The organism is Formosa sp. Hel3_A1_48 (assembly GCF_001735715.1).
Classification (GTDB): domain Bacteria; phylum Bacteroidota; class Bacteroidia; order Flavobacteriales; family Flavobacteriaceae; genus UBA3537.
Genome location: NZ_CP017259.1, coordinates 1,112,535 through 1,136,067, shown reverse-complemented (window position 1 = coordinate 1,136,067; position 23,533 = coordinate 1,112,535). Strand labels below are relative to the sequence as shown.

General features: G+C 35.8%; 26 protein-coding genes. 20 read left to right on the top strand and 6 right to left on the bottom strand.

Annotated elements, in window-relative coordinates; genetic code table 11:
• The first annotated feature begins 2 nt into the window (after positions 1 to 2).
• The 7 genes from FORMA_RS05205 to FORMA_RS09420 all read left to right on the top strand — a co-directional run bounded on the left by FORMA_RS05205 (position 3) and on the right by FORMA_RS09420 (position 4,354).
• Positions 3 to 593: a cytochrome c oxidase subunit 3 gene (locus tag FORMA_RS05205; protein WP_069675459.1), complete on the top strand. Its 591-nt coding sequence runs from the start codon at positions 3 to 5 to the stop codon at positions 591 to 593.
• A gap of 36 nt (positions 594 to 629) precedes the next feature.
• Complete coding sequence (locus FORMA_RS05200; RefSeq protein WP_069674654.1) at positions 630 to 1,631, top strand: cytochrome c oxidase subunit 3; 1,002 nt, start codon at positions 630 to 632, stop codon at positions 1,629 to 1,631.
• An 18-nt stretch (positions 1,632 to 1,649) separates the two neighbouring features.
• Complete coding sequence (locus tag FORMA_RS05195) at positions 1,650 to 2,090, top strand: cytochrome C oxidase subunit IV family protein (RefSeq protein ID WP_069674653.1); 441 nt, start codon at positions 1,650 to 1,652, stop codon at positions 2,088 to 2,090.
• A 64-nt stretch (positions 2,091 to 2,154) separates the two neighbouring features.
• Positions 2,155 to 2,874 carry a hypothetical protein gene (locus FORMA_RS05190; protein ID WP_069674652.1) on the top strand — a complete coding sequence of 240 codons (720 nt, stop codon included), beginning with the start codon at positions 2,155 to 2,157 and terminating at the stop codon, positions 2,872 to 2,874.
• Entirely contained in the window at positions 2,861 to 3,607 is a 747-nt protein-coding gene (locus FORMA_RS05185; RefSeq protein WP_069674651.1) for an SCO family protein, read from the top strand. Before FORMA_RS05190 ends, FORMA_RS05185 begins: the two co-directional genes overlap by 14 nt.
• Complete coding sequence (locus FORMA_RS05180; RefSeq protein ID WP_069674650.1) at positions 3,600 to 4,133, top strand: DUF420 domain-containing protein; 534 nt, start codon at positions 3,600 to 3,602, stop codon at positions 4,131 to 4,133. Before FORMA_RS05185 ends, FORMA_RS05180 begins: the two co-directional genes overlap by 8 nt.
• Before the next feature lie 68 nt (positions 4,134 to 4,201).
• Positions 4,202 to 4,354 carry a hypothetical protein gene (locus FORMA_RS09420; RefSeq protein WP_335583337.1) on the top strand — a complete coding sequence of 51 codons (153 nt, stop codon included), beginning with the start codon at positions 4,202 to 4,204 and terminating at the stop codon, positions 4,352 to 4,354.
• On the opposite strand, the gene FORMA_RS05170 is transcribed toward FORMA_RS09420, so the two are convergent.
• Complete coding sequence (locus FORMA_RS05170) at positions 4,344 to 4,571, bottom strand: helix-turn-helix domain-containing protein (protein WP_069675458.1); 228 nt, start codon at positions 4,569 to 4,571, stop codon at positions 4,344 to 4,346. The genes FORMA_RS09420 and FORMA_RS05170 overlap by 11 nt on opposite strands.
• Positions 4,572 to 4,755: 184 nt before the next feature.
• Between FORMA_RS05170 and FORMA_RS05165 the strand changes: the two genes are divergently transcribed.
• From FORMA_RS05165 to rsmI, 7 genes are all read left to right on the top strand, one after another.
• Positions 4,756 to 5,457, top strand: a complete 702-nt coding sequence (locus FORMA_RS05165; RefSeq protein ID WP_069674648.1) for an ABC transporter ATP-binding protein — start codon at positions 4,756 to 4,758, stop codon at positions 5,455 to 5,457.
• Positions 5,450 to 6,679 carry an ABC transporter permease gene (locus FORMA_RS05160; RefSeq protein WP_069674647.1) on the top strand — a complete coding sequence of 410 codons (1,230 nt, stop codon included), beginning with the start codon at positions 5,450 to 5,452 and terminating at the stop codon, positions 6,677 to 6,679. The genes FORMA_RS05165 and FORMA_RS05160 overlap by 8 nt, the downstream gene beginning before the upstream one ends.
• Positions 6,680 to 6,683: 4 nt before the next feature.
• Positions 6,684 to 7,925 carry an ABC transporter permease gene (locus FORMA_RS05155; RefSeq protein ID WP_069674646.1) on the top strand — a complete coding sequence of 414 codons (1,242 nt, stop codon included), beginning with the start codon at positions 6,684 to 6,686 and terminating at the stop codon, positions 7,923 to 7,925.
• Between the two features lie 13 nt (positions 7,926 to 7,938).
• On the top strand, positions 7,939 to 9,069 hold the full coding sequence (locus tag FORMA_RS05150) for an efflux RND transporter periplasmic adaptor subunit (RefSeq protein ID WP_069674645.1): 1,131 nt from the start codon (positions 7,939 to 7,941) through the stop codon (positions 9,067 to 9,069).
• 22 nt (positions 9,070 to 9,091) lie between these two features.
• Entirely contained in the window at positions 9,092 to 10,405 is a 1,314-nt protein-coding gene (locus FORMA_RS05145) for a TolC family protein (RefSeq protein WP_069675457.1), read from the top strand.
• Positions 10,406 to 11,068, top strand: coding sequence for a tRNA (adenosine(37)-N6)-threonylcarbamoyltransferase complex dimerization subunit type 1 TsaB (gene tsaB, locus FORMA_RS05140; RefSeq protein ID WP_069674644.1), 663 nt, complete (start codon positions 10,406 to 10,408; stop codon positions 11,066 to 11,068).
• A 152-nt stretch (positions 11,069 to 11,220) separates the two neighbouring features.
• Positions 11,221 to 11,886, top strand: coding sequence for a 16S rRNA (cytidine(1402)-2'-O)-methyltransferase (gene rsmI / locus FORMA_RS05135; RefSeq protein ID WP_069674643.1), 666 nt, complete (start codon positions 11,221 to 11,223; stop codon positions 11,884 to 11,886).
• Between the two features lie 2 nt (positions 11,887 to 11,888).
• Here the strand turns inward: rsmI and FORMA_RS05130 are convergent, their stop codons facing one another.
• Positions 11,889 to 12,479 carry a carboxymuconolactone decarboxylase family protein gene (locus tag FORMA_RS05130; RefSeq protein WP_069674642.1) on the bottom strand — a complete coding sequence of 197 codons (591 nt, stop codon included), beginning with the start codon at positions 12,477 to 12,479 and terminating at the stop codon, positions 11,889 to 11,891.
• Between the two features lie 56 nt (positions 12,480 to 12,535).
• On the opposite strand from FORMA_RS05130, the gene FORMA_RS05125 reads away from it, so the two are divergent.
• Genes FORMA_RS05125 through FORMA_RS05115 form a run of 3 tightly spaced genes read left to right on the top strand, consistent with a single transcriptional unit; the run spans position 12,536 to position 15,924 of the window.
• Positions 12,536 to 12,958 (top strand): OsmC family protein, encoded by a 423-nt coding sequence (locus FORMA_RS05125; RefSeq protein WP_069675456.1) that lies wholly within the window; start codon positions 12,536 to 12,538, stop codon positions 12,956 to 12,958.
• 3 nt (positions 12,959 to 12,961) lie between these two features.
• Positions 12,962 to 14,653, top strand: a complete 1,692-nt coding sequence (gene recJ, locus FORMA_RS05120; RefSeq protein WP_069674641.1) for a single-stranded-DNA-specific exonuclease RecJ — start codon at positions 12,962 to 12,964, stop codon at positions 14,651 to 14,653.
• Between the two features lie 2 nt (positions 14,654 to 14,655).
• Positions 14,656 to 15,924, top strand: a complete 1,269-nt coding sequence (locus FORMA_RS05115) for an MFS transporter (RefSeq protein WP_069675455.1) — start codon at positions 14,656 to 14,658, stop codon at positions 15,922 to 15,924.
• A 4-nt stretch (positions 15,925 to 15,928) separates the two neighbouring features.
• On the opposite strand, the gene FORMA_RS05110 is transcribed toward FORMA_RS05115, so the two are convergent.
• Together FORMA_RS05110 and FORMA_RS05105 are read right to left on the bottom strand one after the other, a co-directional pair.
• Positions 15,929 to 16,645 carry a DUF2490 domain-containing protein gene (locus FORMA_RS05110; RefSeq protein WP_069674640.1) on the bottom strand — a complete coding sequence of 239 codons (717 nt, stop codon included), beginning with the start codon at positions 16,643 to 16,645 and terminating at the stop codon, positions 15,929 to 15,931.
• Complete coding sequence (locus tag FORMA_RS05105) at positions 16,642 to 17,232, bottom strand: DUF4956 domain-containing protein (RefSeq protein WP_231925008.1); 591 nt, start codon at positions 17,230 to 17,232, stop codon at positions 16,642 to 16,644. The genes FORMA_RS05110 and FORMA_RS05105 overlap by 4 nt, the downstream gene beginning before the upstream one ends.
• A 362-nt stretch (positions 17,233 to 17,594) precedes the next feature.
• Here FORMA_RS05105 and FORMA_RS05100 point away from each other — a divergent pair, with 362 nt between their 5' ends.
• Genes FORMA_RS05100 through FORMA_RS05090 form a run of 3 tightly spaced genes read left to right on the top strand, consistent with a single transcriptional unit; the run spans position 17,595 to position 22,206 of the window.
• Positions 17,595 to 20,369 (top strand): TonB-dependent receptor, encoded by a 2,775-nt coding sequence (locus FORMA_RS05100; RefSeq protein WP_069674638.1) that lies wholly within the window; start codon positions 17,595 to 17,597, stop codon positions 20,367 to 20,369.
• The gene (locus FORMA_RS05095) at positions 20,369 to 21,385 is read left to right on the top strand and encodes a phytase (protein WP_069674637.1); all 1,017 of its coding nucleotides are present in this window, start codon (positions 20,369 to 20,371) and stop codon (positions 21,383 to 21,385) included. Before FORMA_RS05100 ends, FORMA_RS05095 begins: the two co-directional genes overlap by 1 nt.
• Positions 21,364 to 22,206 carry a hypothetical protein gene (locus FORMA_RS05090; protein ID WP_069674636.1) on the top strand — a complete coding sequence of 281 codons (843 nt, stop codon included), beginning with the start codon at positions 21,364 to 21,366 and terminating at the stop codon, positions 22,204 to 22,206. The genes FORMA_RS05095 and FORMA_RS05090 overlap by 22 nt, the downstream gene beginning before the upstream one ends.
• A gap of 75 nt (positions 22,207 to 22,281) precedes the next feature.
• Here FORMA_RS05090 and FORMA_RS05085 read toward each other — a convergent pair whose 3' ends face one another.
• Positions 22,282 to 23,040 (bottom strand): UDP-2,3-diacylglucosamine diphosphatase, encoded by a 759-nt coding sequence (locus FORMA_RS05085; protein WP_069675454.1) that lies wholly within the window; start codon positions 23,038 to 23,040, stop codon positions 22,282 to 22,284.
• 14 nt (positions 23,041 to 23,054) lie between these two features.
• Positions 23,055 to 23,507 carry a 6-pyruvoyl trahydropterin synthase family protein gene (locus tag FORMA_RS05080; protein ID WP_069674635.1) on the bottom strand — a complete coding sequence of 151 codons (453 nt, stop codon included), beginning with the start codon at positions 23,505 to 23,507 and terminating at the stop codon, positions 23,055 to 23,057.
• Positions 23,508 to 23,533: the final 26 nt, after the last annotated feature.

Below are 23,533 nucleotides of genomic sequence, written 5' to 3'. Positions count from 1 at the left end.
TTATGGATTTAACTCAAGGAACACCAAAAGAAAAGAATATAAGAGCAAAAAAAATGATGCTTTGGTTTGGCATTATATCCCTAGTAATGTCATTTGGAGGACTTACAAGTGCATTTATAGTAAGCAGCACACGAGAGGATTGGCTTTCTAACTTTGATTTGCCTCAATCATTTACAGCGAGTACTGTGCTTATTGTAATGAGTAGTATTGTTTTATATTTCTCAAAAAAAGCCCTCCAAAAAAAACAAAATCAGTTAAGTCTTTCACTTCTCATAGGGGCTTTTATTTTAGGGCTTGGTTTTATTTATACCCAATTTTCTGGATTCAATGAAATTATTGCGTCTGGATTTAATTTTACAGGGCCTACAAGCAATATCACCATGTCTTATATTTACGTGATAGCTGTTGTGCATATTTTACATGTTGTTGCCGGTTTAATTTGCCTTAGCGTAGTAACGATTAACCACTTGAAAAAGAAATATTCGCCCACAAATAAATTAGGCTTTGATTTGGCCGCAACGTTTTGGCACTTTGTTGATATTTTATGGCTTTATCTCTTTTTCTTTTTATATTTCTTTAACAAAATAAATTGATTATTTTTGCACAATTCAAAAAACAATATTTCATCTATGGATTCTACAGTAGTTAGCACAGGAACAGAAGGAAAAACTTGGGGCGGGGGCAATCAGCCACTAAAATCAAGTTATGGAAAAATGATGATGTGGTTCTTCATTGTTTCGGATGCTTTAACATTTTCTGGCTTTTTGGCTGCTTATGGCTTTTCTCGATTCAAGTTTATAGACTATTGGCCAATCGCCGATGAAGTTTTTACACACGTACCTTTTTTACACGGCCAAGAACTTCCTATGATTTACGTCGCATTTATGACTTTCGTACTAATAATGTCTTCAGTGACTATGGTTCTTGCTGTAGATGCCGGCCATCAAATGAAGAAAAACAAAGTGATTTGGTATATGTTTTTTACCATCATTGGAGGAGTCATTTTTGTAGGCTCTCAAGCATGGGAATGGGCAACATTTATTCAGGGGGATTATGGTGCTGTTCAGACAAAAGGGGGGAATATTTTGCAGTTTGGTGAATACAAAACGATTGATGGTGAAGAAGTTTTTAAAAGAGTGGCTGTTGAGGAATTTACAACGGCGGCTCATTCGGAGCGCACTCAACACCAAAGTAAAAATGGAATATGGTTCGTGAGCGAAAACAGCTTACCTGCATTTACAATAAACGATGTGTACCACGGACTAGAGACACATCCAAATATTTTAGTGCGCACTCAAACCATCAACGAAGAAGGCAAAAAAACGGTTCTTTCAAGGGCTGCCTCATTAGCCCAAGTAAAAAACAACGGCAAGCGCTATGTCAAGGGTGCTAATCTTGAGGTCAACGAATATGGTGCACCATTGTTCGCAGACTTTTTCTTCTTTATCACAGGGTTTCACGGATTCCACGTTTTTTCAGGTGTTGTAATCAACATCATTATTTTCTTTAATGTTATTATCGGCACCTACGAACGCAGAAAGAACTATGAAATGGTAGAAAAAGTAGGGCTATACTGGCACTTTGTCGATTTAGTATGGGTCTTTGTATTCACTTTCTTTTACCTTGTATAATTATATAATATTTTTAAAATGGCACACGCACATAAATTAGAAATTTTCAGAGGTTTAATAAAATTTAAATCTAACACACAAAAAATATGGGGTGTTTTAATATTCCTGACTATAGTTACTGCTGTGGAAGTTGTTCTAGGGATTTTTAAACCAGAAATTCTTATGTCACCATCCATGACGCCTTTTGAAGGCGGATTAGGTGCAACACTACTAAACATTTTATTTTCGGCTTTCATTTATACAAAAAGTCTAAATTTAATATTTATTGTTTTAACAATAGTCAAGGCCTATTACATCACCTGGGATTTTATGCACATGCGTGATGAGACAAAATCACTCAGAAGACTGGTAGTTTGGACTGCAGTTTTTCTCATTTTTTACCTAGTATTTATATTACTTCAAGAAGGAGGATACATCGAATCTGTTTACACTAACGGATTTGTAAAAAGAGACTTTTAAACATTAAGAATATATTATAATAAAAAAGGCGGTTACTTATGACCGTCTTTTTTATTTTTGCAGCATGATGTTTTCAAAGATTAAAAAACCCCTTGTTTTATGTGTCCTGTTTTTTTTGCCAGTGCTCTTCTTGTTGTTTTTATATCCTTCAAAGCATAATTACAACGCTTTAGATATTGTTAAAACAAACATTCCGGAACTACACAATTTCAAAACAAGTGAAGGAGGGTCTATTACCCTAGAAAACCAACTTACAGTTTTAGGGTTCCTTGGCGAAGATCCAATGCAAGACGCTACGCCAGCACTAAATTTAAAAGAGTTGGTTTATGATAAATTCCGCGGGTTTAAACGCTTTCAAATCGTTGTTTTGTTACCAGAATCGGCTAAATCCCAAGCCCAAGCTTTAAAAAAAGAGTTGAACGCATTTGAACCTCTAAAGTATTGGACTTTTGCCTTCGGGTCTCCAGAAGCTTTACAAAACGCTTATACCAATTTAAAAATTTCAGCGGTTTTGAGACCAGATTTAGGATCCGATTACGTTTTCATCATTGACAAAGAGCGCCATCAACGTGGGCGCTTGGATGACAGAACAAAAACGCAAAAAGAACAAGACGCACCAATTCAAGGACTATATTCCTATAATGTTTTAGAAGTATCTGAACTCAAAAATAAAATGAGTGATGACATGCGGATCTTGTTCACGGAATACCGCCAAAAACGAAAAGGTAAATTTGACTCTAACACACGTAGAGCTGATGATATATTAAACAATGAAATCAACTAATTATTCATACGTAGGCATTGCCTTTATTGTTCTTGTTTTTGGTATAATTTTTATTCCAAGAATAATAGATAGAATACAAAATAATGATGTCACTAGGGTTGAGAGCAGAAGCGATAATGTCAAGCTACAAACAAAAGATGACACTCAACTTTCATATTTGGTAATAAATGGCGAACGAAAAAAAGTGATGCCTTTTAGCTTTACCAATCAATATGGAAAAGTTATTACAAATAAAGATTTTGAGGGGAAAGTGTATTTAGTAGAATTTTTCTTTACAACATGTCCAACAATTTGTCCAAAAATGAATCAAAATTTAGTTGATATTCAAAACACTTTTCCCAAGCGCGATGATTTTGGTATTGCCTCTTTTACTATTAATCCTGATTATGATACTGTTGAGGTCATGAAAAATTATGCAGATCAATATGGAGTAAGCAATCCAAATTGGCATTTTCTAACGGGGCAACAAGAGGATATTTATAATTTAGCTAATTTAGGATTCAATCTCTATGCCGCAGAAGTTGAGGGTGCAGCTGGAGGTTTTGAACACTCAGGCAACTTTGCCTTAATTGATAGACAAGGGTATATTCGTTCCAGAACTGATGATTTTGGCAATCCTAAAATTTATTACAAAGGAGTTATCAGTCAGAAAGAGCAAATAAACGATGAAGGAGAATTGGAAGAAATTTCAGCTTTAAAAGAAGATATTTTAAAATTATTAAATCATGAATAACTCAGCAAAACCAATAGAAAAGAAATTCAAATTGTGGATTAATATTGTTTCTGTAGCCATACCGGTTGTAGTTGCATTGCTTTTTAGAATTCGAATTCCAAATGTAGAAGCACTTACATTTTTACCACCTATTTACGCATCTATAAATGGGATTACAGCGGTATTATTACTTGCAGCACTTTGGGCCATAAAAAACAAAAAAGTGGCGTTGCACGAAAACTTAATGAAGACCGCAGTAGCCTGTTCATTGGTTTTTCTTTTGATGTATGTTGCCTATCACATGACTAGTGACCCTACACCATTTGGGGGTGAGGGGTCGATAAAATCGTTATACTATTTTATTTTAATATCTCACATTGTTCTATCTATTATTGTAATTCCTTTGGTTTTACACAGTTATGTCCGTGCCTATTTAGGAGACTTTAAAGCCCATAAAAGGATTGTAAAATATGCGTTTCCTGTATGGCTGTATGTCGCTACTACGGGCGTGATTGTTTATGTAATGATCTCACCATATTATATTTAAGTTTGAAAAAGTTTTGGGTTATCATATTGTCAGTCGGTTTTACTGCTTATTCCAGTGCACAATGTGCCATGTGTAGAGCTGTCCTTGAGAGTGAGGCAGGACAAGCCACCGCCAAAGGGGTGAATGATGGCATTGTATACCTTATGCTAATCCCTTATGTACTTATTGGGGGATTGGCATTGATCTTATACAGATTTGTTAAAAAATCTTCTAAAAATTAAAGAGTTCACGAAAGGGCACTTTAAGCACTTTTATTATTCTTTGTAAGGTGAATACTGTTACGTTCCTTTTTCCATTTTCGATGTTTGAATAACTTCCAAAGTCCATATTGCATTTTTTGGCCACTACGTACTGAGACATGTTTTTTTCTTTACGTAAATTTTTGATGCGTTGGCCTAGGGTTTTTAGTAAGAACTGTTTTGATCGCTTTGAGGTCATAAGTAGGCGTTTTATAAATGATACTCTGTTAAAGTCTGTATTTGCGGGGGCTTTGCACATAAAGACAAAATAAATATAAATAAAAATTGGGTTCGCCATCGTTCAATGGCGCATTTTTTCAGTATTAATTGTAACAAAATATATCAGAACTCGTCTTATTAATATTAAAAATGAATAATAGCACATGTTAAAAATTCAAAAGCTTCACAAATCATATCCTATTGGAGATTCTAGTCTTCATGTTTTAAAAGGTATTGATCTTTTTGTTGACAAAGGAGAAATGGTAGCTATCATGGGCTCTTCTGGTTCAGGGAAGTCAACATTATTAAACATCATTGGGATGTTAGATGAAGCCGATGAGGGAGATTATATTTTGGACGATGTTCCTATTAAAAATTTAACGGAAAAAAAAGCTGCTGTTTATAGAAATAAATTCTTGGGATTTATCTTTCAATCCTTCAATCTAATAAATTATAAAAATGCTTTAGAAAACGTTGCATTGCCCTTGTATTATCAAGGGTTGAAGCGAAAAAAGCGCCAAGAAAAAGCCAAATTTCACTTACAAAAAGTTGGTCTTTTAGATTGGGCAACTCATTTGCCTAGTGAACTTTCCGGAGGTCAAAAACAGAGAGTGGCTATTGCCAGAGCTTTAGCCTCTGAGCCTAAACTGCTTTTAGCAGATGAGCCAACAGGTGCTTTAGATACAACAACCTCCTACGATATAATGGCATTTTTACAGCAACTCAATGATGAAGGTAAAACTATCTTAATTGTTACTCATGAACGAGATATTGCCGCCATGTGTAAACGAATTGTACGTTTGAAAGACGGAGTCATTACGGAAGACAACTTAGTGAAACAGGTAAGAGCAACAGTCGATGTTTGATATAGACCTTTGGCGCGAAATATTTCAAAGCATAAATAAAAACAGAACCCGAAGTCTTCTTTCTGGCTTCACGGTGGCGTTTGCTATTTTACTTTTCACTATTCTCTTTGGGTTAGCTAATGGGCTAAACAACACCTTCTCTAAGGCATTTGTAGATGATGCCGCTAATGCAGTGTATATTCGTTCTGGAAGAACAACTAAAGCCAACAAAGGCCTTCAAACAGGCCGCCGTATACAATTCAAAAACCAAGATTATGACTATATAAAATCTGATTTTGATCCAAGTATAGAATTTATAACCTCCCGTGTTTACCGAAATGTGTTGGCTAACTATAAAAACGAAAAAAACAGCTACTCTGTTCGAGCAGTTCATCCCGACAATAAATATGTTGAAAAAACTAAAGTAACTCATGGGCGTTACATCAATCAACGCGACATGAAAATGGCCAATAAAGTTATAATCATTGGAGATTTAGTACGCGAGGATTTATTTTTGAGCGAAGATCCAATTGGCAAATACTTAAACTTAAGCGGTATTATGTATAAAGTCGTGGGGACCTATATTGATGACGGCGGTGATGACGAAGAACGACTAATTCATATGCCCCTTTCAACGGCCCAACAGCTTTATGGAAATAATGATTATGTGGATCAAATAAATTTAACCTATAATCCCCAATATAATTACGATCAAGCGATTGATTTTAGTGTAGCCTTAGAAAAAAAATTAAAAGAGCGTTTTACTGTGGCTAAAAATGATCAGCGTGCTATCCGTGTTTTCAATATGGCTATGCAAAACAAAGGGATTAATCAAATGACTTCTGTATTAGGAATTTTGATTTTAATTATAGGCATGGGGACACTTATTGCAGGCGTTGTTGGGATTAGTAATATCATGATTTTTATTGTCAAAGAACGCACTAAAGAAATAGGTATTAGGAAAGCATTAGGAGCTTCACCAAAAGCAATAATTGCAATTATTTTGGTCGAATCTGTAGTAGTAACAACTATTGCAGGCTATGTTGGATTGCTGGCAGGGGTTGGGGTTTTGGAATGGGCTGGACCAAGTCTAAAAAGCTATTTTATAACTGACCCGAGCGTCAGCCGATCGCTTGTTATTGCTGCGACTATAACCCTAATTGCTGCTGGTACAATAGCAGGCTATATACCAGCCAAAAAAGCATCTAAAATAAAACCAATAGTAGCACTAAGAGACGACTAGTATTATGAAATTTTTATTTGAAAGAGATACCTGGCAAGAAGTCTACGACAGTATGAGCAAAAATAAGCTTCGTACAGGCATCACTATGGTGGGTGTTTGGTGGGGGATTTTATTGCTTATTGCTCTTTTGGGCGCTGCAAAAGGAATGGAGAATTCCTTTAATCGTATTTTTGGCGATTTTGCAACTAACAGTGTATTTGTTTGGGGACAAAGTACAAGTATGCCTTTCAAAGGATTTCAAGAAGGAAAAAGGGTACGCCTAAAACTATCTCACGTTGATAAAATTAAAGACAATATAGAGGGGATTGAGTTTGTAGTCCCTAGAAACAGAAATCAAGCTTTAGTTGTACGCAACTTTTTATCTGGAAATTTTAGCGTAAATGGCGATTACCCTTTGCTTGATCAAATTCAAAAAAAGAAGATGATTGAGGGGCGTTTTATCAATCAAAATGACATTAATCTCAACAAAAAAGTAGCAGTTATTTCGGAGGATATTTATAAGCAACTTTTTGAGAAGGACGAGAACCCCATAGGGGCTTATGTGCAAATGAATAGCATCAACTTTACAATTATTGGGGTTTTTCAAAATGGGAACGTTAACATGGGGCCATCAAGCGATGTGCACATCCCTTTTACAACCTTTCAACAAATCTATAATCAAGGTGATAATATAGGATGGATGGTCATAACCGGAAAACCAGAATATAACATCAAACAAATTGAAGCAGACACAAAACTTCTTTTGCGCAACTTGAACAAGATTCATCCAAGAGATAAGCGCGCGTTTGGGAGTTTCAATTTGGGGAAAGAGTTTGCGAAGGTTACAGGGTTTTTAACGGGTATGCAATTTCTAACTTGGTTTGTAGGAATAGCGACCCTAATCGCGGGTGTTTTTGCTATTGGAAACATACTACTCATTACAGTTAAAGAGCGCACCAAGGAAATAGGCGTACGCCGAGCACTGGGGGCAACACCATTCGAAATTAAACGTCAAATTGTTGTTGAAGCCGTGTTTTTGACTATAATGTCTGGGCTATTAGGAATTATTTCAGGCGGATGGATATTGATTTTTATCGATAGAGCTTGGGGACAGGGTGATGATGCTACTTTAGTAAATGCATCAGTTTCCATTTCCGTTGTATTTATAGCTCTAATTATATTAGTTATTTTAGGCACATTAATTGGTTTGATCCCTGCTTTCAAAGCAACTAGTGTAAAACCGATAGAAGCATTAAGAGAAGAATAAATAAATTAAAACAATGAATAAAACAGTAAAAATTATTTTAGGCATCGTATTGCTGCTACTTTTAGTCGTCGTACTTAAATACTTTAAGGACTCTAATACAGAGGATGTTGTAGATTATGAAACAGAACTTCCGTTTTATACGACACTCGACACCAAAATCGTGGCTACAGGTAAGTTAAACCCCGAGGAGGAAATTGAACTTAAACCTCAAATTTCTGGAATAGTAGATAAAATTCTAGTTGAAGAAGGAGATTTAGTTCAAAAAGGAGATTTGATTGCGAAGATTCGTGTTGTCCCCAATGAGCAATCCTTGGTTAGTGCACAAAGTCGTATTAAAACAGCAAAGTTTTCTTATGATAATGCAAAAACTTTATTTGACCGAAACAAAAGTCTTTATGAAAAGGGGGTGATCTCGCGCCAAGATTTTGAAAATAATGAATTGAGCCTCAACCAAGCGCAAGAAAATTACACACAAGCCCAAAACGATTACCAGATTATTCGCCAAGGCTCTATTTCCGGAGGCGGATCTGCAAATACCAATATTGTGGCACAAATCCCTGGGACTATTTTAGAAATACCAGTTCGTGAAGGCGATCAAGTTATTCAGAGTAACAACTTTAATGCAGGGACAACAATTGCGACGGTTGCAGACATGAGCAAAATGATTTTTGAAGGCAAAGTAGACGAATCAGAAGTGGGCAAGCTGGAAGAAGGCAAAGAAATAAAAGTAATTCTGGGCGCAATTAACGAAAAAGAATTTCCAGCAAAACTAACTTTTGTTGCTCCAAAAGGGGTTGAGGAAAGTGGTGCAGTTCAGTTTGTGATTAAGGCCGATGTTACTGTAGAATCCAGCAATAAGATTCGTGCAGGCTATAGCGCAAACGCAGAAATTGAGGTGGAAAGTAAAGACAGTATTTTAGTCATTAGAGAAGCCTTATTACAATTCAATAGAATTACCGAAAAGCCTTTTGTTGAACTCCTGACTAATGATGGTTCCTTTAGAACAAAAAATGTTGAAATTGGGATCTCGGACGGAATAAATATTGAAATTACAGAGGGTCTGGACGAAGCAGACAGGATCAAAATTTGGAATAAAACTTTTGAAGAATCAGATGAAGACGAATCCGAAGATGAAAATGATTAGTAATCAAATACAAAACAAAAACATGAAACAACTACTCCTATTCTTTTGTTTTTTAGGTTCGTTCATTAGCTCTGCTCAAAAACAGTGGACACTACAAGAGTGTATTACTCATGCTTTGGAGAACAATATTTCAGTTAAACAAAGTCAAAATAACTTGTTGACAAATGATCAAGATATTATTGCAGCCAAAGGAAATTTCTTACCGGCACTTGGGGCAAATACTTCTCAGCGTCTTAATTTGGGGAATGTTGAGGTTTTTGATGGAAATTTTGTAGACCGAACTTTTCATTCAACAAATTTGAGTTTAAATGTCTCACAAACGGTCTTTAATGGATTTCGCAACACTAATATTTACAAGCAGGCTCTAATTAACAAAGAAGCAAATCTTGAAGAGTTTAATAGGATCAAAGACAATGTTGCTTTAAGTGTTGTAAACTCATATTTAAACGTTTTACTGAACAAGGAAAATCTATCCATTGCGCAAGCACAGTATAATTTTTCACTAGAACAATTGGAGCGCGTCAAAGCTCTTGTTCAAGCAGGGACACAGCCAGAGGCTAATATTTTTGATGCTGAGGCTACTCTTGCAAATGACGAACAAAACTTGACAGTAGCCGAAAATAGCTCTACACTTGCGCTTTTGTCATTAGCACAAACATTACAAGTTTCCTTTGATGGTTTTGATGTAGAAATCATTGATTTGGATGCCCCTTCGGAGTTGCTTATGTACAGTGATGTACGCCCAATATTGAATTATGCGTTTGAAAACAGAAGCGAAATTAGGGTCGCCAAAAAAAATATTGAATCTGCTGAGCTTGGTGTCGAAATTTCTAAAAGTGGATTTTATCCTACACTCAGTTTTAGCTATGGGCTCAACACTGGAGCAAACTTTTCTAATTTATCTTCCGACAATTCATTTTTTCAACAAATTAATGACAATAAAGGACACAGCCTGTCTTTAAATTTAAATATTCCAATTTTTTCGCGATTTCAAAACAAGACAGCTTTGTCAAAATCTTCCATACAAGTAGAGAATAGAAAATTGGCTTTAGAGCAAGCAAAATTAGACCTCGAGGTCAACATACAGCGCGCTTTTACTGATGCTAAAGCAGCGCTGAAAACATTCACCTCAGCACAAACAACAGTTGCTGCACGTCAACTTTCTTTTGATAACGCACAAGAGCGCTATAACATCGGCGTACTCAACTCTTTAGATCTGGAGCAAAACAGAACACAGTTGGTCAATGCGCAGTCTAGTTTGGTGCGTGCCAAATACGATTTCATTTTTAAAACTAAAGTTCTTGACTTTTATCTTGGGAAACCATTAAATTTGTAAATGGCCAATATTTTAAATATTGAAACGTCTACTACTAATTGTTCGGTAGCCCTTTCCGTTGATGGGAAACTAACAGTTCTTAAAGAAGACAATAGTTTAAACTATTCTCATGCAGAACGCTTGCATGTGTATATTGATTCTGTATTAAGCTCAGCTGGGGTAAAGCGGAGTGATCTTAATGCTGTTGCAGTGAGTAAAGGCCCGGGGTCTTACACCGGATTGCGTATTGGCGTTTCTGCCGCAAAAGGGCTTTGTTTTGCATTGGGAATTCCTCTAGTTTCTGTACCTACACTAGAAGTTCTCGCCCATAAAGCGGAAGCTAAATCGGGATTTATTGTGCCAATGCTAGATGCTCGAAGAATGGAAGTGTATTCTGCAGTATTTGACGAAACATATAAATCTATTGAAACCACATCAGCTAAAATTTTAGATGAAAATTCATACAGCAATTTACTACAAAAGAATGCTGTTTTTTTTATTGGCAACGGAGTAGAAAAAACTAAAGCAATCATCAACCATCCAAATGCTCATTTTGATTCTCAACTTCCCTCAGCGGAACAAATGTGCCATCTTTCCTATTGTAAGTTTAAAAAACAAGAGTTCGAAGATGTAGCTTATTTTGAGCCTTTTTACCTTAAAGATTTTATCGTAATTTCTTCTTGAAAAGAATATAAATATTTATTTACGTGGATTAAGTGATTTTCGATTCATAGTTGTGGTTTTTAACAAAAATAAATTATTGAATTGATTTATAATCCTTAAAAACAAATCTATTTTTTTAAAAACATTGTACCTTTGGTTATAAACTTGTGTTCATGAAGCTATTCATCGTACCAACACCTATTGGTAATTTGGAGGACATCACATTACGTGCAATTTCTACACTAAAATCTGTGGATTTAATTTTAGCCGAGGACACCAGAACATCAGGAAAACTTTTGAAGCACTTCGAAATATCGACCCCGATGCAATCCTATCATATGCACAACGAGCATAAAATACTGGACCGTATCATAGAAAAATTAAAATCTGGATTTGAAATTGCATTGATAAGTGATGCAGGGACACCTGCTATTTCAGACCCCGGATTTCTACTTACTCGCGCTTGCGTGGCCGAACAAATTCCCGTGGAGTGTTTGCCAGGCGCTACAGCATTTGTACCCGCACTTGTAAACTCAGGCCTTCCCAATGATCGCTTTATCTTTGAAGGATTTTTACCCATTAAAAAAGGCCGTCAAACGCGCTTAAAACTCTTAGCAGAAGAAGAACGAACAATAGTGTTGTATGAAAGCCCACACAAACTAAACAAAACCCTAGAGCAAATTTGTTTATTTTTTGGGGAAGATCGTCAAATTTCTATTTCTCGGGAGCTTACTAAGCTTTTCGAGGAAACCCGCAGAGGAACAGCAAAAGAACTCTTAGACCATTACAGTAAGGCAGCTGTAAAGGGTGAGATTGTAATTGTTATTTCTGGGCGATAAATTTAGAGGTGTTTCCCCTTATTCCAGCCATTTTTCCCAAGGTACATCATCCCACTTTCCACAGCTCCATCTTCAATTTTTGTTCCCATTGAATCATTCCAACGGTTGAGGTAACCAAACAATGAAATAACCCCTAACATTTCTACAATCTCCCCTTCATCCCAATGGGTGTACAATCGTTTTTTAAGAGCATCATCCACAGCATTTGGAATTACAGAGGCTGCTAAACTAAAGTCCAATGCTACACGTTCGGATTCGCTAAACGAAGGGTGTGTTTTGTAGCTCCAAATATTATTTAATTGTTCTTCTTCAGCACCATAACGTTCTGCTGCTCGAATAGCATGAGCCTGACAATATCGGCATCCTGTAGCATTACTACTCACCCATGCAATCATGCGCTTCAGCGCTGATGAAACTCGCCCTTCATTGGCCATTACGGCTTTGTTTAAATTAATAAATGCTTTACTAATTGCTGGGCGATGCTGCATAGTAAGTACCGAATTAGGACAAAATCCTAAGGTTTCATTAAAAAAATCTGCTAATGATTTAGTTTCTAAATCATGTTCTGGGTTTAATGGTGTGACTAAAGGCATACTTTAAATTTTTAATGGTATTTTTGATAGAACAAGTAACAAAAAATAATTTTATTATGGCCCACAAAACGACAACGCATTGGAAAGGCAGGATGCTTTTTGAATCTGATAATCCAAGTGGTAATACCGTGCTTATGGATACTACAGACCATGGTATTGCTCGACAGCAGGGGCTTTCGCCCAAAGCGATGATGTTATCTTCTCTTGCAGGTTGTTCGGGAATTGATATTGTTGATATTCTTAAAAAGATGAAAATTACAGACTACAGGCTGCAAATTGATGTGGTTGGTGAACTTACTGATGATCATCCCAAATACTATCATAATGTAGATGTTGATTATTATTTTTCAGGTAGACACATTGATGAAAAAAAACACAAACGTGCGGTTGAGTTGTCGGTAGAAAAATATTGTGGAGTGATGGAAATGTTTCGAAAGTTTGCAAATGTAAATACTAAAATTCATTTTCAAACTCAATAACCAATGCGCTGGACCCTTAAGCCTTCAGTAGACGAACACAAAGTTCAGCATTTAGTAGATGCACTAGCTGTAGATCGCTCTATCGCTCATCTTTTAGTCCAACGCGGTATAGAAACATTTGAGGAGGCCAAGGCATTTTTCCGCCCCAAAATTGAAGACTTACACCATCCTTTTTTGATGAAGGATATGGATAAAGCTGTCGAACGCATTGAACGTGCTTTGGCCACAAACGAACGCATATTGGTTTATGGAGATTACGATGTTGATGGCACTACTTCTGTAGCTTTGATGGCAACTTACCTTGAAACAAAAACGGATCAAATCGCGACCTATATACCCGATCGATTCGAAGAGGGATATGGCGTGTCCTACAAGGGTATTGATTATGCTATTGATAACGATTTTACGTTAATTGTTGCTTTGGATTGTGGAGTTAAAGCGGTTGACAAGGTACAATATGCAAAAGATAAAGGAGTAGATTTTATTATATGTGATCATCATCGCCCTGGAGATAAATTACCTCAAGCGGTTGCCGTATTAGATCCAAAAAGAGCGGATTGTACCTATCCATTTAAGGAGCTTTGTGGATGTGGTGTTGGATTTAAGTTGATTCACGCTTTGGGCCATAATCAAGGCGAGTCTCTTAAAGATTTTTTACCCTATTTAGATTTAGTAGCAACGGCAATAGGCGCCGATATTGTTCCTATAGTAGGCGAAAATCGAATATTGGCTTATCACGGGGTTCGCGTCATGAATGCCAGTCCTCGCCCAGGATTTCAGGCACTTATAAAAAATATTAAAAAAACTACGTTGACAATAGCTGATGTTGTTTTTGTTATTGCACCCCGTATCAATGCGGCAGGACGAATGAAGCATGGTAATTATGCGGTATCACTTCTAAAAGAAAGCAACATAACCCAGGCTGAGCTTGTTGCTCAAGAGATTGAGTCTTTCAACACAACCCGTAGAGCATTGGATCAAAACATCACCAAAGAGGCTCTTGCACAGATTGAGGAACTTAATGAGACCGAATGTTCATCAACTGTTGTTTACGACTCGTCTTGGAATAAAGGGGTAATCGGAATTGTGGCTTCAAGGCTTATTGAAATCTACTACCGTCCAACATTGGTATTCACAAAAAGCGGAGACTTACTTACAGCTTCTGCTCGCTCTGTTCGTGGATTTGATGTTTATGAAGCCTTGCAAAACTGCAGTAAATATATTGAGCAATTTGGCGGGCATAAGTATGCGGCAGGGCTTAGCATTAAAGAGCAAAATTTTAGAGCATTCAAACAAGCCTTCGAAAACGAAGTGGATAAAACTTTGGCATTGCATTTAAGAACACCAGAATTGCTTATCGATGCAGAAATTCAACTGAGTGCTGTTACGCCAAAATTTTACAGAATTTTAAAACAATTTGCACCTTTTGGACCACAAAACATGGCTCCTGTTTTTATGACAAGTGACGTGGTAGATACCGGATATGCAAAATGTGTTGGAGAAGAGGACAAACACCTCAAAATTAGCGTGGCTCAACACAATGGAGAGCCCATCAATGGTATTGGATTTGGGTTGGGGGATAAACTGCCTTATGTTGCAAATAAAAGCACCTTCAGTATTGCCTATGCTATAGATGAAAACCAATGGAACGGCCGTATCAGTCTGCAGTTAAAACTCAAAGATATAAAGCAATAAATATGGTAACAAAAGATCCTTACGCAGCGCTAAGATTTAAAGAGTTTAATGTTTTTCTTTTGTTGCGTTTTATGTTGGTTTTTGCCTGGTCAATGCAATTTATAGTTATTGAATGGCAGGTGTATTCGCTTACCAAGGATCCATTATCCCTAGGTATTATTGGTCTTATGGAAATTGTCCCAGCCTTAAGTATGGCATTATTTGCTGGTCATATTGTTGATCAGCGCGAAAAACGCAATTTGTTTTTGTGGTGTATTGGCCTGTTTTCTTTAATCAGTTTGGGTTTATTTTTTCTTTCTGATGCTTCTGTTTCTGTAGCATGGTCTCAACAATCTATTTTGTACTCAATTTATGCGTTTGTGTTTTTTGGGGGAATGTTACGTGCATTTTTTGGACCAACTATTTTTTCGTTAATTGCTCTTATCGTCCCAAAAAAGGTTTATCCAAATGCTGCCACATGGAGCAGCTCAACCTGGCAAATGGCGTCGATATTAGGGCCAGCTTTTGCTGGGTTCACCATCAATTGGATTGGAGTTCATTGGTCGCTTTGTATTGTCTTTGTGTTGGTCATTTGCGCTTTTTTACTCGCATTGGTGATTTCAAAAAAACCGGTTTTGAACCCCAAAATTGGGGAGCCTGTTATTCAAAGCTTGAAAGAAGGGGTACGATTTGTATTTAAAACAAAAGCGATTTTAGGGGCTTTAAGTTTGGACATGATCGCAGTGCTTTTTGGTGGCGCTGTTGCGCTTTTACCAATTTTTGCTCAAGATATTTTAAAAGTTGGCTCCGAAGGATTTGGAATTTTACGCGCTGCACCTGCTGTAGGCGCTTTTTTAACGATGCTTACAACGGCCTACATACCCATTGCCAGAAAAGCGGGGTTAAAATTACTTTTTGCTGTTTTTGGCTTTGGGGTATCTATAATTGTTTTTGGACTTTCTTCTGTGTTTTGGATTTCGGTAGTTGCCCTTTTCTTTAGTGGAGTAACCGACGGAGTGTCGATGGTTATTCGACAAACTATTTTACAGATCAAAACACCAGACCACATGCGTGGACGAGTGTCATCTGTAAACTCCATGTTTGTAGGCTCATCGAATGAATTAGGCGCTTTTGAAAGTGGGCTTACTGCAAAGTTGATGGGTACAGTCACTGCCGTTGTCTTTGGCGGAACAATGACCTTGATCACTGTTTTGACAACAGGAATTGTTTCACCAAGTTTTAGAAATTTAGACCTTGAGGGCGAGCTTGAAGCTCATGAAAATGAGGACTAAGAGCTTATTTCGTAAAGTCAATCTTGTAGGCATATTTAAGCCCTAAAAAAGATTTTTTGGTTTTCAAATCCCCAACACTATTGTTTTGTATGCCATAAAAAAGAGTAAAAGCACCAATTTTCTTAAACCTTCTGTTCAGTTTTAGTGTGTAACGCATACGCGTTTCGCTTTGCTCTATTTTTGAATTATTTGGCTGATTGAAATGCTCTGCAAACAACCTTAACGTGAGTTTAAGGGGCTTGATTTTATAACCGACTCCAAAGCGCGTTCGTATGAATTCTTTAGCGACATCTCCTTCACTTTCAGAGCGTCCCAATTGATTTTTGTTTTGATACCTCAGGCGAAAGAATAGGCCAAGCTTTTCAATTTTGTGTCTATAAGCCGCATCAAATTGATATCTAAAAAAAGGGTCATATCCTTGTTGTCCGCCAACATCATCATTTTTAGTAATGTAGCGCACTCCAGCGCCAAGCTCAAGGTTTTTAAGGATTTCGTAATTCACTTTAATCTGGGTAAAGTAATTTTTTACAGTAGAAATGTCGTTGCGAAACCTTAAATGTTCTGCTACCGAAAAGGACAACTTCTTGGTGGCCTTTAAGTTTAGTTCAACAGCGCTCCAACCTTCAAGATCGTTGCTGATTTGCGCATCAACACTGTTGACCACCAGCAAAAGCATTAAAATGAGGCGAAAAGAGCTTTGGAGAAGCATTTCGGTTTTCATATTAACTTCTTGTGGCGGATTTTTATTTTAACGATTTGTTTATCAAAGTCTACTTCACCAATATCTAATTTTAAAATTTTAACCCCAAGGGAATTCTCAAGTTCATCTTTGAGTAAATTATGATGTTTGGGTTTTATATTTTCTAGTGAGTTGTAAATGATGTCTTGCGTTCTGAAATCTTTTGGTACAATTTTTTCTTGAGGTATTAGGCGTTGTAAGCTCCAGTAACGATCCAAATAAAACACAAATATGCTAACCGTTGTGTTTAATGTTAGTATTTCTACATAACTCATTTTTTTATTGGATAATCCGTTGATTAAAGAGAGCCCAATAATAACAAATAAATAAGTCATTTCTCTAATTTTAATTTGATCGGTTCTGTATCTTAAAATCCCGAAAATTGCGAAAAGCCCGAGAGCCAATCCTAAGTTTATCTCATATTTTTTGAGTGTAAAGCACAAGAAAAACACAACGATACCCACTAAAAAAAAGGCAAATAAATAATCTGCTTTTTTTGTAAAGTGATAATACGAGAATCTAATAACGAAAGTTAAGAATGCTATATTAATTAAAAACCTAAAACACATTTTATAAAAGTCGTTATCAAAAATTGGTATATCAAATAGTTCCATTTTCAGACATATTGGTTTGTAAATACTAAGATATTCATTTTAACGTAACAAATCCATAAAATGCTAACAATAAATTAAATTTAGCGTAACATTAAGTTTAACGTATTAATTGGTTTTGTAAACATTAAAAGATGACAACCAAAAATAGTTTTAAATTTTTTTTTCAAAAATGTGTTAACTTTAAATTTATGGTTTAGAATTATTATTAACTTACAGATAAAGTTTTAATAATTTTCTTTAACATTTAAATAAAATAATTTTAAAATCATAATAGAAATGTGAAGGTAATTTTGGATTGTTTTAAACAACCAAAAATTATGAAAAATTATTTTACATTTATCTTATTACTTTGTATAAGTTTAACTTATGCACAAACCACGAATTTAAAAGGTCGTGTTCTTGATAATAACGGTTTTCCTCTTCCTGGGGCTACTGTTCAAACACAACCTTCGTCCAAAGCTGTTGTTACAGATTTCAACGGATTCTTTACAATTTTGGATACTGAAGGCGAACAAACGATTAAGATTTCTTATCTTGGATTTGAAGCTTTTGAAGAAAAAATTAACATAATATCCGGGGAAACTACAAATGAAATTTTTGTACTCAGTCCGACTGTTGATGAGTTAGATGAAGTTGTTTTATCAGTTTTTCAAGATGGAATCATAAAAGGTCTCAATAAACAAAAATCTGATTTAAACATTACAAACGTTGTATCTGCAGATCAAATTGGGAAATATCCAGATGATAACGTTGGTGATGTTATCAAGCGTATTGCTGGCGTAAGTATGCAAGCAGACCAAGGTGAAGCACGTAATATTGTAATGAGAGGTCTTGGCCCAGGCCTAAACTCTGTTACCTTAAATGGAGAACGAATTCCATCAGCCGAAGGGGACAATAGAAATATTCAATTAGATTTAATACCTTCCGCAATGATTCAATCTATTGAAGTCAATAAAACATTAACTCCAGATATGGAAGCTGATGCGATTGGGGGCTCTGTAAACTTAATCACACGTTCAAAACCTAGCGGATTTAGAGCAAATATTACTGCAGGTGGAGGTGGTCAGCCCATTAGATCTGGAGGTTACAATTCTAATTTTGCTGTTGTTGTTGGTGATCAACTTTCGGACAAATTTAGTTATACATTTTCTGGTACAATCCAAACCAAGGATTATGGTTCCGATAATATTGAATTTGAGTGGAATGATCCTTCGGATTGGGCAGAAGATGGACCTATTGGTGAAATGGACATTAGACGATACGACGTAAAACGTACAAGACGAAGTGCAAGTTTGAACTTCGATTACCAATTTAATGAAAACAACTCCTTGTATTTTAAATCTATCTATAACCATAGAGACGATTGGGAAAAAAGATTTCGAATGCGAGTAAGAAGCATTGACATGGCTTCTGATGGAATATCTGGGACTGCAACTATAAGACGTCAAACAAAAGGTGGTATCAATGATGATAAAAATGATGGCGCACGTCTTGAAGATCAGAGAACTCAAAAATTTACTCTTGGTGGAGAGCACCAATTGGGAAAATTAGCGGTCGATTGGAAAGTTAGTACTTCCAAAGCTAGTGAGGAACGACCAAACGAGCGCTATGTTCGTTATCAATCAGATGTTGATGTTCCTTTTACTTCATTAGACATATCAAATCCTAAATTCCCAACTTTTAGCTGGGATGGTGATTTATGGAATGATCCATCAAACTATGAGTTCAAATGGGCTCAAGACGCCTTCAAAATGACTGAGGAAGATCATTTTGTATTTAGAGTTGATTTTGAATTGCCAGTAGCGAATAATGATAAGATAAAATTTGGGTTTAAGCAAAATACAAAAACAAAAATGCGCGATGATGTATGGTATGAATACGAAGAAAATTCTAATGGTGATGCACTTCTTGGAAATTTAGATACTGTTTCTAATTTTGATGCTACAATTTCTGGTTATGAGCCAGGCCACCAATATCAGAGTGGAATTTTCATGACTGCGAATGCTTTGGGGAACTTATCTCTTGGTGGAACAAATGATGATTTTTTTGTAGGGTATCCATTAGATGAATTTGGAGCAGGTAATTACGATGCGGACGAGTCAATTACAGCTGCATATGCCATGGCTACATTAAAAAACAAAAGAGGAAATGTAAAAACAATTGTTGGAGCACGTCTTGAAGCTACAAGTATAGATTACACAGGTTTCGAATTTGATGACGAGACAATGGAAACGCCTTCAGACTTAAATCCTGTTTCAGGTTCTTCAAATTTCACCAATATACTTCCGAATTTAACCATTCAGTGGGATGTTAATGATAAATTTAATTTAAACTTTGCTGCCACTCAGTCTTTAGCCAGACCAGCTTATTTTGATTTAGTGCCTTACATATCTATTGAAGAACAAGAAGCTGTAAATATTGGTAACCCTGACTTAAAACCTGCATTGTCCACAAACCTTGATATTATGGCAGAGTATTATTTTGATGGATTTGGATTTTTCTCCCTAGGTTATTTTAATAAACGAATTGAAAACTGGCTTTACCGTTATACTTCTTTCAATGAATCATATGCTGGCTACGATAATGTTGAGTTCAGTCAATTAAGAAATGGTGCAGAAGCAGATGTAAATGGATTAGAAATTACCTATCAGACAAGGTTTTTGAAGAACTTTCTATTTATGGGTAACTACACTTTTACAAGCTCATCAACGGGTGACGTTATATTCCCTGACGAAGACCCAGAAAATACTGTGGTCCGTTCAGATGTTCCTTTAGTAGGTCAAGTCGATAATATGTATAACCTATCGCTAGCTTACGAAAACAGTAAATTCTTTATTAGAGCGTCTTATAATTATTCTGAAGGTTCGTTAGACGAAATTAGTGACGATGAAGATTTTGATCGTTACTATGATGAGCAAGCCTTTTTGGATGTCAATGCTAACTATAGAATCAATGACAACTGGAGTATCTTTGCCGAAGGCAAGAATTTAACAAATCAACCCCTAAGATATTTCCAAGGAGTAGAGTCAAGAACGATGCAACTTGAATATTATAACGTCAGCTGGAACTTAGGACTTAAATATGATTTTTAATGAAAAAAATCTTACAGTTAATTGTTTGTTTATTTAATGTTTGTTTTTTGAATGCGCAGGGACCTATTTTATTAGGTCCTTTGCCATATCATGAAGTCAGTGCTGATGTTGAAACTGAGCCTGTGTTTGCAGAGGATGATGCGGCTGATGACATCTGTGTGTTAGAAAACAAATCATCCCCAGACCAATCACTAATTATTTCATCTGATAAGAAATATGGAATAATTGTTTATGATCTAAAAGGGAATAAAATTCATGATTATGAATTAGGCCGAATTAATAATGTTGATATCATACCATCAAAAAACAATACGAATCAATTTATTGTTTGTGGTACAAATAGAACTTATAATGCTCTTGACTTGTATTTGTTTGATATTCAGGGTAATCTAAAGCAACAGCTTATAAGGCAGCCCTTAAATTCACTTAAAGATGTGTATGGAATTACATTTTACAATGGTCCAGTCAATACATATATATTTATTAGCGATAAGAAAGGACGCGTTGAACAATGGGTTTATAATAACAATCAGGCCTTACCTAAAATTAAGAAAATCAGAACGCTTAAATTTTCATCCATAGTTGAGGGAATTGTTACAGACGAATATAAAGAGAAAGTCTATATTGCACAAGAACGTAAAGGGATTTGGGAAGTGAATGCTAATCCATCAATATCACCAGAACGCAAGCTAATTTATAAAAAAAATAAGCATTTGAAGCCGGATTTTGAGGGTTTAGCTTTAAGAGAAGAGCCAAATGGTAAAGGTCAGTTAATTGCTTCAATACAAGGCTCTAATGGATACTTAATTATAGACCGAGAAACTTTGTCGCCAATTCAATTTTTTAGAATAATTGCTAATAAATCTATAGATGGGACTACAGAAACAGACGGAATTGATGTTTCGACTATTTCAACAAGTTTGTTCCCTAAAGGGTTTTTTATTGCTCAAGATGATGACAATGATGGTTTAAATCAAAATTTTAAAATTGTGGATTGGCAAAAGATAATGAAATGATTAAAAACATTTTATTTTTTGTATGTATAATCTCTTATCAATCCTTTTCACAGAAAGTCACTAGGCTATACGACCTCTCATCGCTTTTAAATGAAACATCTGGATTAGAAATTATTGGGAATCATTTTGTAACTCATAATGATTCAGGGGGTGCCCCAGTATTATATTATCTAAATAAAAAGGGGGAAATTATCCAGAAACGCTTACTAAAAGACCAAGTAAATAATGATTGGGAGGATATAACAAGAGATCAAACATATTTATACATAGCTGATACTGGAAATAATTATGACACTCGAAAAAATTTAAATATCATTAAAATCCCAATAGACCCAGAGAGTTCAGAGCAAATACAATTGATACAATTCACGTATCCTGAACAAAAAGATTTTAATTATAAATTAAAGTCAAGATTTGATGCTGAGGCTATTATATCTATTGGAGAAAATCTACTTATTTTTACAAAGAATAGAGCAACCAAAACCACTCAAATTTATAAATTGCCAAAAACTCCAGGCAATTATGAAGCTGAAAAAATAGGAGAGTTAAACACCCAGTCTATTATTACAGGGGCAGATTATCACGAAGCAACCAAAACACTTGTGATGTCTGCGACGATTGACTTTAACATTTATTATTTACTTACTCTAAAAAACTTCACTTTAACTCGAAAGTCAGATTATAATATAAACATGTATGAAATTCCAATTGGAGTCTGTCAAGTAGAGGCAATAAAAATTTTAAGCCCTAATAGGTTTTGGCTTACATCTGAGGATGAAAAAGGTGATGGTTACGCTCGTTTTTTTAAAATTGAATTGTAATGTTTTCAGCAGAACTTTTTTGAATATGCAGTGGAGATTCTCAAAAAATAATTACTGGTTTAAAATAGAGATAATTTAAGATTTAGCCTTTTTAAGAACAAGTTTTTCACCATTAAAAACACCGTAGGTAAAGTGTGTGATCCAATCACCAAGATTGACATATTTGGATTTGGGATTTAATTGTATTTCCAACGGTAAATGGCGGTGGCCAAAAACAAAATAATCAAAGTGCTTATCCTTTAATTTTCGCTGTGCATATTGCACCAGCCACTCGTCATCGTTTCCTAAAAACTTTGCGTCCTCATCGCCAGAAATAAGTTTATTTTTAAGCGAAAGGTATTGGGCAAAACGTACGCCAATATCGGGATGAAGCCAACGATAAAGCCAATTGAAAAATGAATTTTTAAACACTTTCTTTAATCTTTTGTACCCTTTATCATGTGGCCCAAGACCATCGCCATGGCCGATAAAGAATACCATATCGTTGATTTTAAATTCTTCTGTGTTATGATAAACTTTAATATTTAACTCTTCTTCAAAATACCCCCGCATCCAAAGGTCGTGATTCCCCACAAAAAAGTGTATTTCTATGCCTTGGTCGCTCAATTCAGCTAATTTTCCTAAAACTCTTGTAAAGCCCTTTGGGATAACGTACTTGTACTCAAACCAAAAATCAAATAAGTCCCCTAAGATAAAAAGCACATCAGCATCCTGTTTTATGTGGTCTAACCAGGAAATAAACCTTTCCTCTCTAGGTTTTGAAGCCGCTTTTGTAGGGGCACCAAAATGATGATCTGATGTGAAATATACATTCTTCCCTTTTGGAACGTTGATGGTGTTCATACGCATTATTCGTTATCGTTCGCAAACCATTCAGCAAAGCTAGTAGCTGTTTCTTGAAGTTTTAGAGCGTGTAATTTAATGTTATTGGGTAGTCGTTTTTTAATTTTTTCAGCAAAATCGATCACCATCATTTCGGTAGTTGGTTGATAATCAACTAACAGAACATTGTGTCCTTTAGACTTCAGTAGCATTGCTAATTCTAAATGAGGGGTGTTTTTATTGAAAACTGTAGCATGGTCGAAAACGTCCACAATCTCATCTTTAGCAATTTTTTTTAAATCTGAAAAATCAATCACCATGCCGCACTTTGGATTCGATTCGTCTGCTACAGGCTTTCCTATTACAGTAACATCCAACCGATAACTATGCCCGTGAATGTTTTTACATTTTCCATCGTAGCCGTGTAATGCATGCCCTGTCTCAAACGAAAACTGCTTTGTTATTCTTATTTTCTGCATAGATTGATGTTGTGATTATTTGTTAA

Coding starts and splice junctions, on each gene's coding strand:
- FORMA_RS05205 (WP_069675459.1), top strand. CDS start 3: ATGGATTTAACTCAAGGAACACCAAAAGAAAAGAATATAAGAGCAAAA.
- FORMA_RS05200 (WP_069674654.1), top strand. CDS start 630: ATGGATTCTACAGTAGTTAGCACAGGAACAGAAGGAAAAACTTGGGGC.
- FORMA_RS05195 (WP_069674653.1), top strand. CDS start 1,650: ATGGCACACGCACATAAATTAGAAATTTTCAGAGGTTTAATAAAATTT.
- FORMA_RS05190 (WP_069674652.1), top strand. CDS start 2,155: ATGATGTTTTCAAAGATTAAAAAACCCCTTGTTTTATGTGTCCTGTTT.
- FORMA_RS05185 (WP_069674651.1), top strand. CDS start 2,861: ATGAAATCAACTAATTATTCATACGTAGGCATTGCCTTTATTGTTCTT.
- FORMA_RS05180 (WP_069674650.1), top strand. CDS start 3,600: ATGAATAACTCAGCAAAACCAATAGAAAAGAAATTCAAATTGTGGATT.
- FORMA_RS09420 (WP_335583337.1), top strand. CDS start 4,202: ATGTGTAGAGCTGTCCTTGAGAGTGAGGCAGGACAAGCCACCGCCAAA.
- FORMA_RS05170 (WP_069675458.1), bottom strand. CDS start 4,571: ATGACCTCAAAGCGATCAAAACAGTTCTTACTAAAAACCCTAGGCCAA.
- FORMA_RS05165 (WP_069674648.1), top strand. CDS start 4,756: ATGTTAAAAATTCAAAAGCTTCACAAATCATATCCTATTGGAGATTCT.
- FORMA_RS05160 (WP_069674647.1), top strand. CDS start 5,450: ATGTTTGATATAGACCTTTGGCGCGAAATATTTCAAAGCATAAATAAA.
- FORMA_RS05155 (WP_069674646.1), top strand. CDS start 6,684: ATGAAATTTTTATTTGAAAGAGATACCTGGCAAGAAGTCTACGACAGT.
- FORMA_RS05150 (WP_069674645.1), top strand. CDS start 7,939: ATGAATAAAACAGTAAAAATTATTTTAGGCATCGTATTGCTGCTACTT.
- FORMA_RS05145 (WP_069675457.1), top strand. CDS start 9,092: ATGAAACAACTACTCCTATTCTTTTGTTTTTTAGGTTCGTTCATTAGC.
- tsaB (WP_069674644.1), top strand. CDS start 10,406: ATGGCCAATATTTTAAATATTGAAACGTCTACTACTAATTGTTCGGTA.
- rsmI (WP_069674643.1), top strand. CDS start 11,221: ATGAAGCTATTCATCGTACCAACACCTATTGGTAATTTGGAGGACATC.
- FORMA_RS05130 (WP_069674642.1), bottom strand. CDS start 12,479: ATGCCTTTAGTCACACCATTAAACCCAGAACATGATTTAGAAACTAAA.
- FORMA_RS05125 (WP_069675456.1), top strand. CDS start 12,536: ATGGCCCACAAAACGACAACGCATTGGAAAGGCAGGATGCTTTTTGAA.
- recJ (WP_069674641.1), top strand. CDS start 12,962: ATGCGCTGGACCCTTAAGCCTTCAGTAGACGAACACAAAGTTCAGCAT.
- FORMA_RS05115 (WP_069675455.1), top strand. CDS start 14,656: ATGGTAACAAAAGATCCTTACGCAGCGCTAAGATTTAAAGAGTTTAAT.
- FORMA_RS05110 (WP_069674640.1), bottom strand. CDS start 16,645: ATGAAAACCGAAATGCTTCTCCAAAGCTCTTTTCGCCTCATTTTAATG.
- FORMA_RS05105 (WP_231925008.1), bottom strand. CDS start 17,232: ATGTGTTTTAGGTTTTTAATTAATATAGCATTCTTAACTTTCGTTATT.
- FORMA_RS05100 (WP_069674638.1), top strand. CDS start 17,595: ATGAAAAATTATTTTACATTTATCTTATTACTTTGTATAAGTTTAACT.
- FORMA_RS05095 (WP_069674637.1), top strand. CDS start 20,369: ATGAAAAAAATCTTACAGTTAATTGTTTGTTTATTTAATGTTTGTTTT.
- FORMA_RS05080 (WP_069674635.1), bottom strand. CDS start 23,507: ATGCAGAAAATAAGAATAACAAAGCAGTTTTCGTTTGAGACAGGGCAT.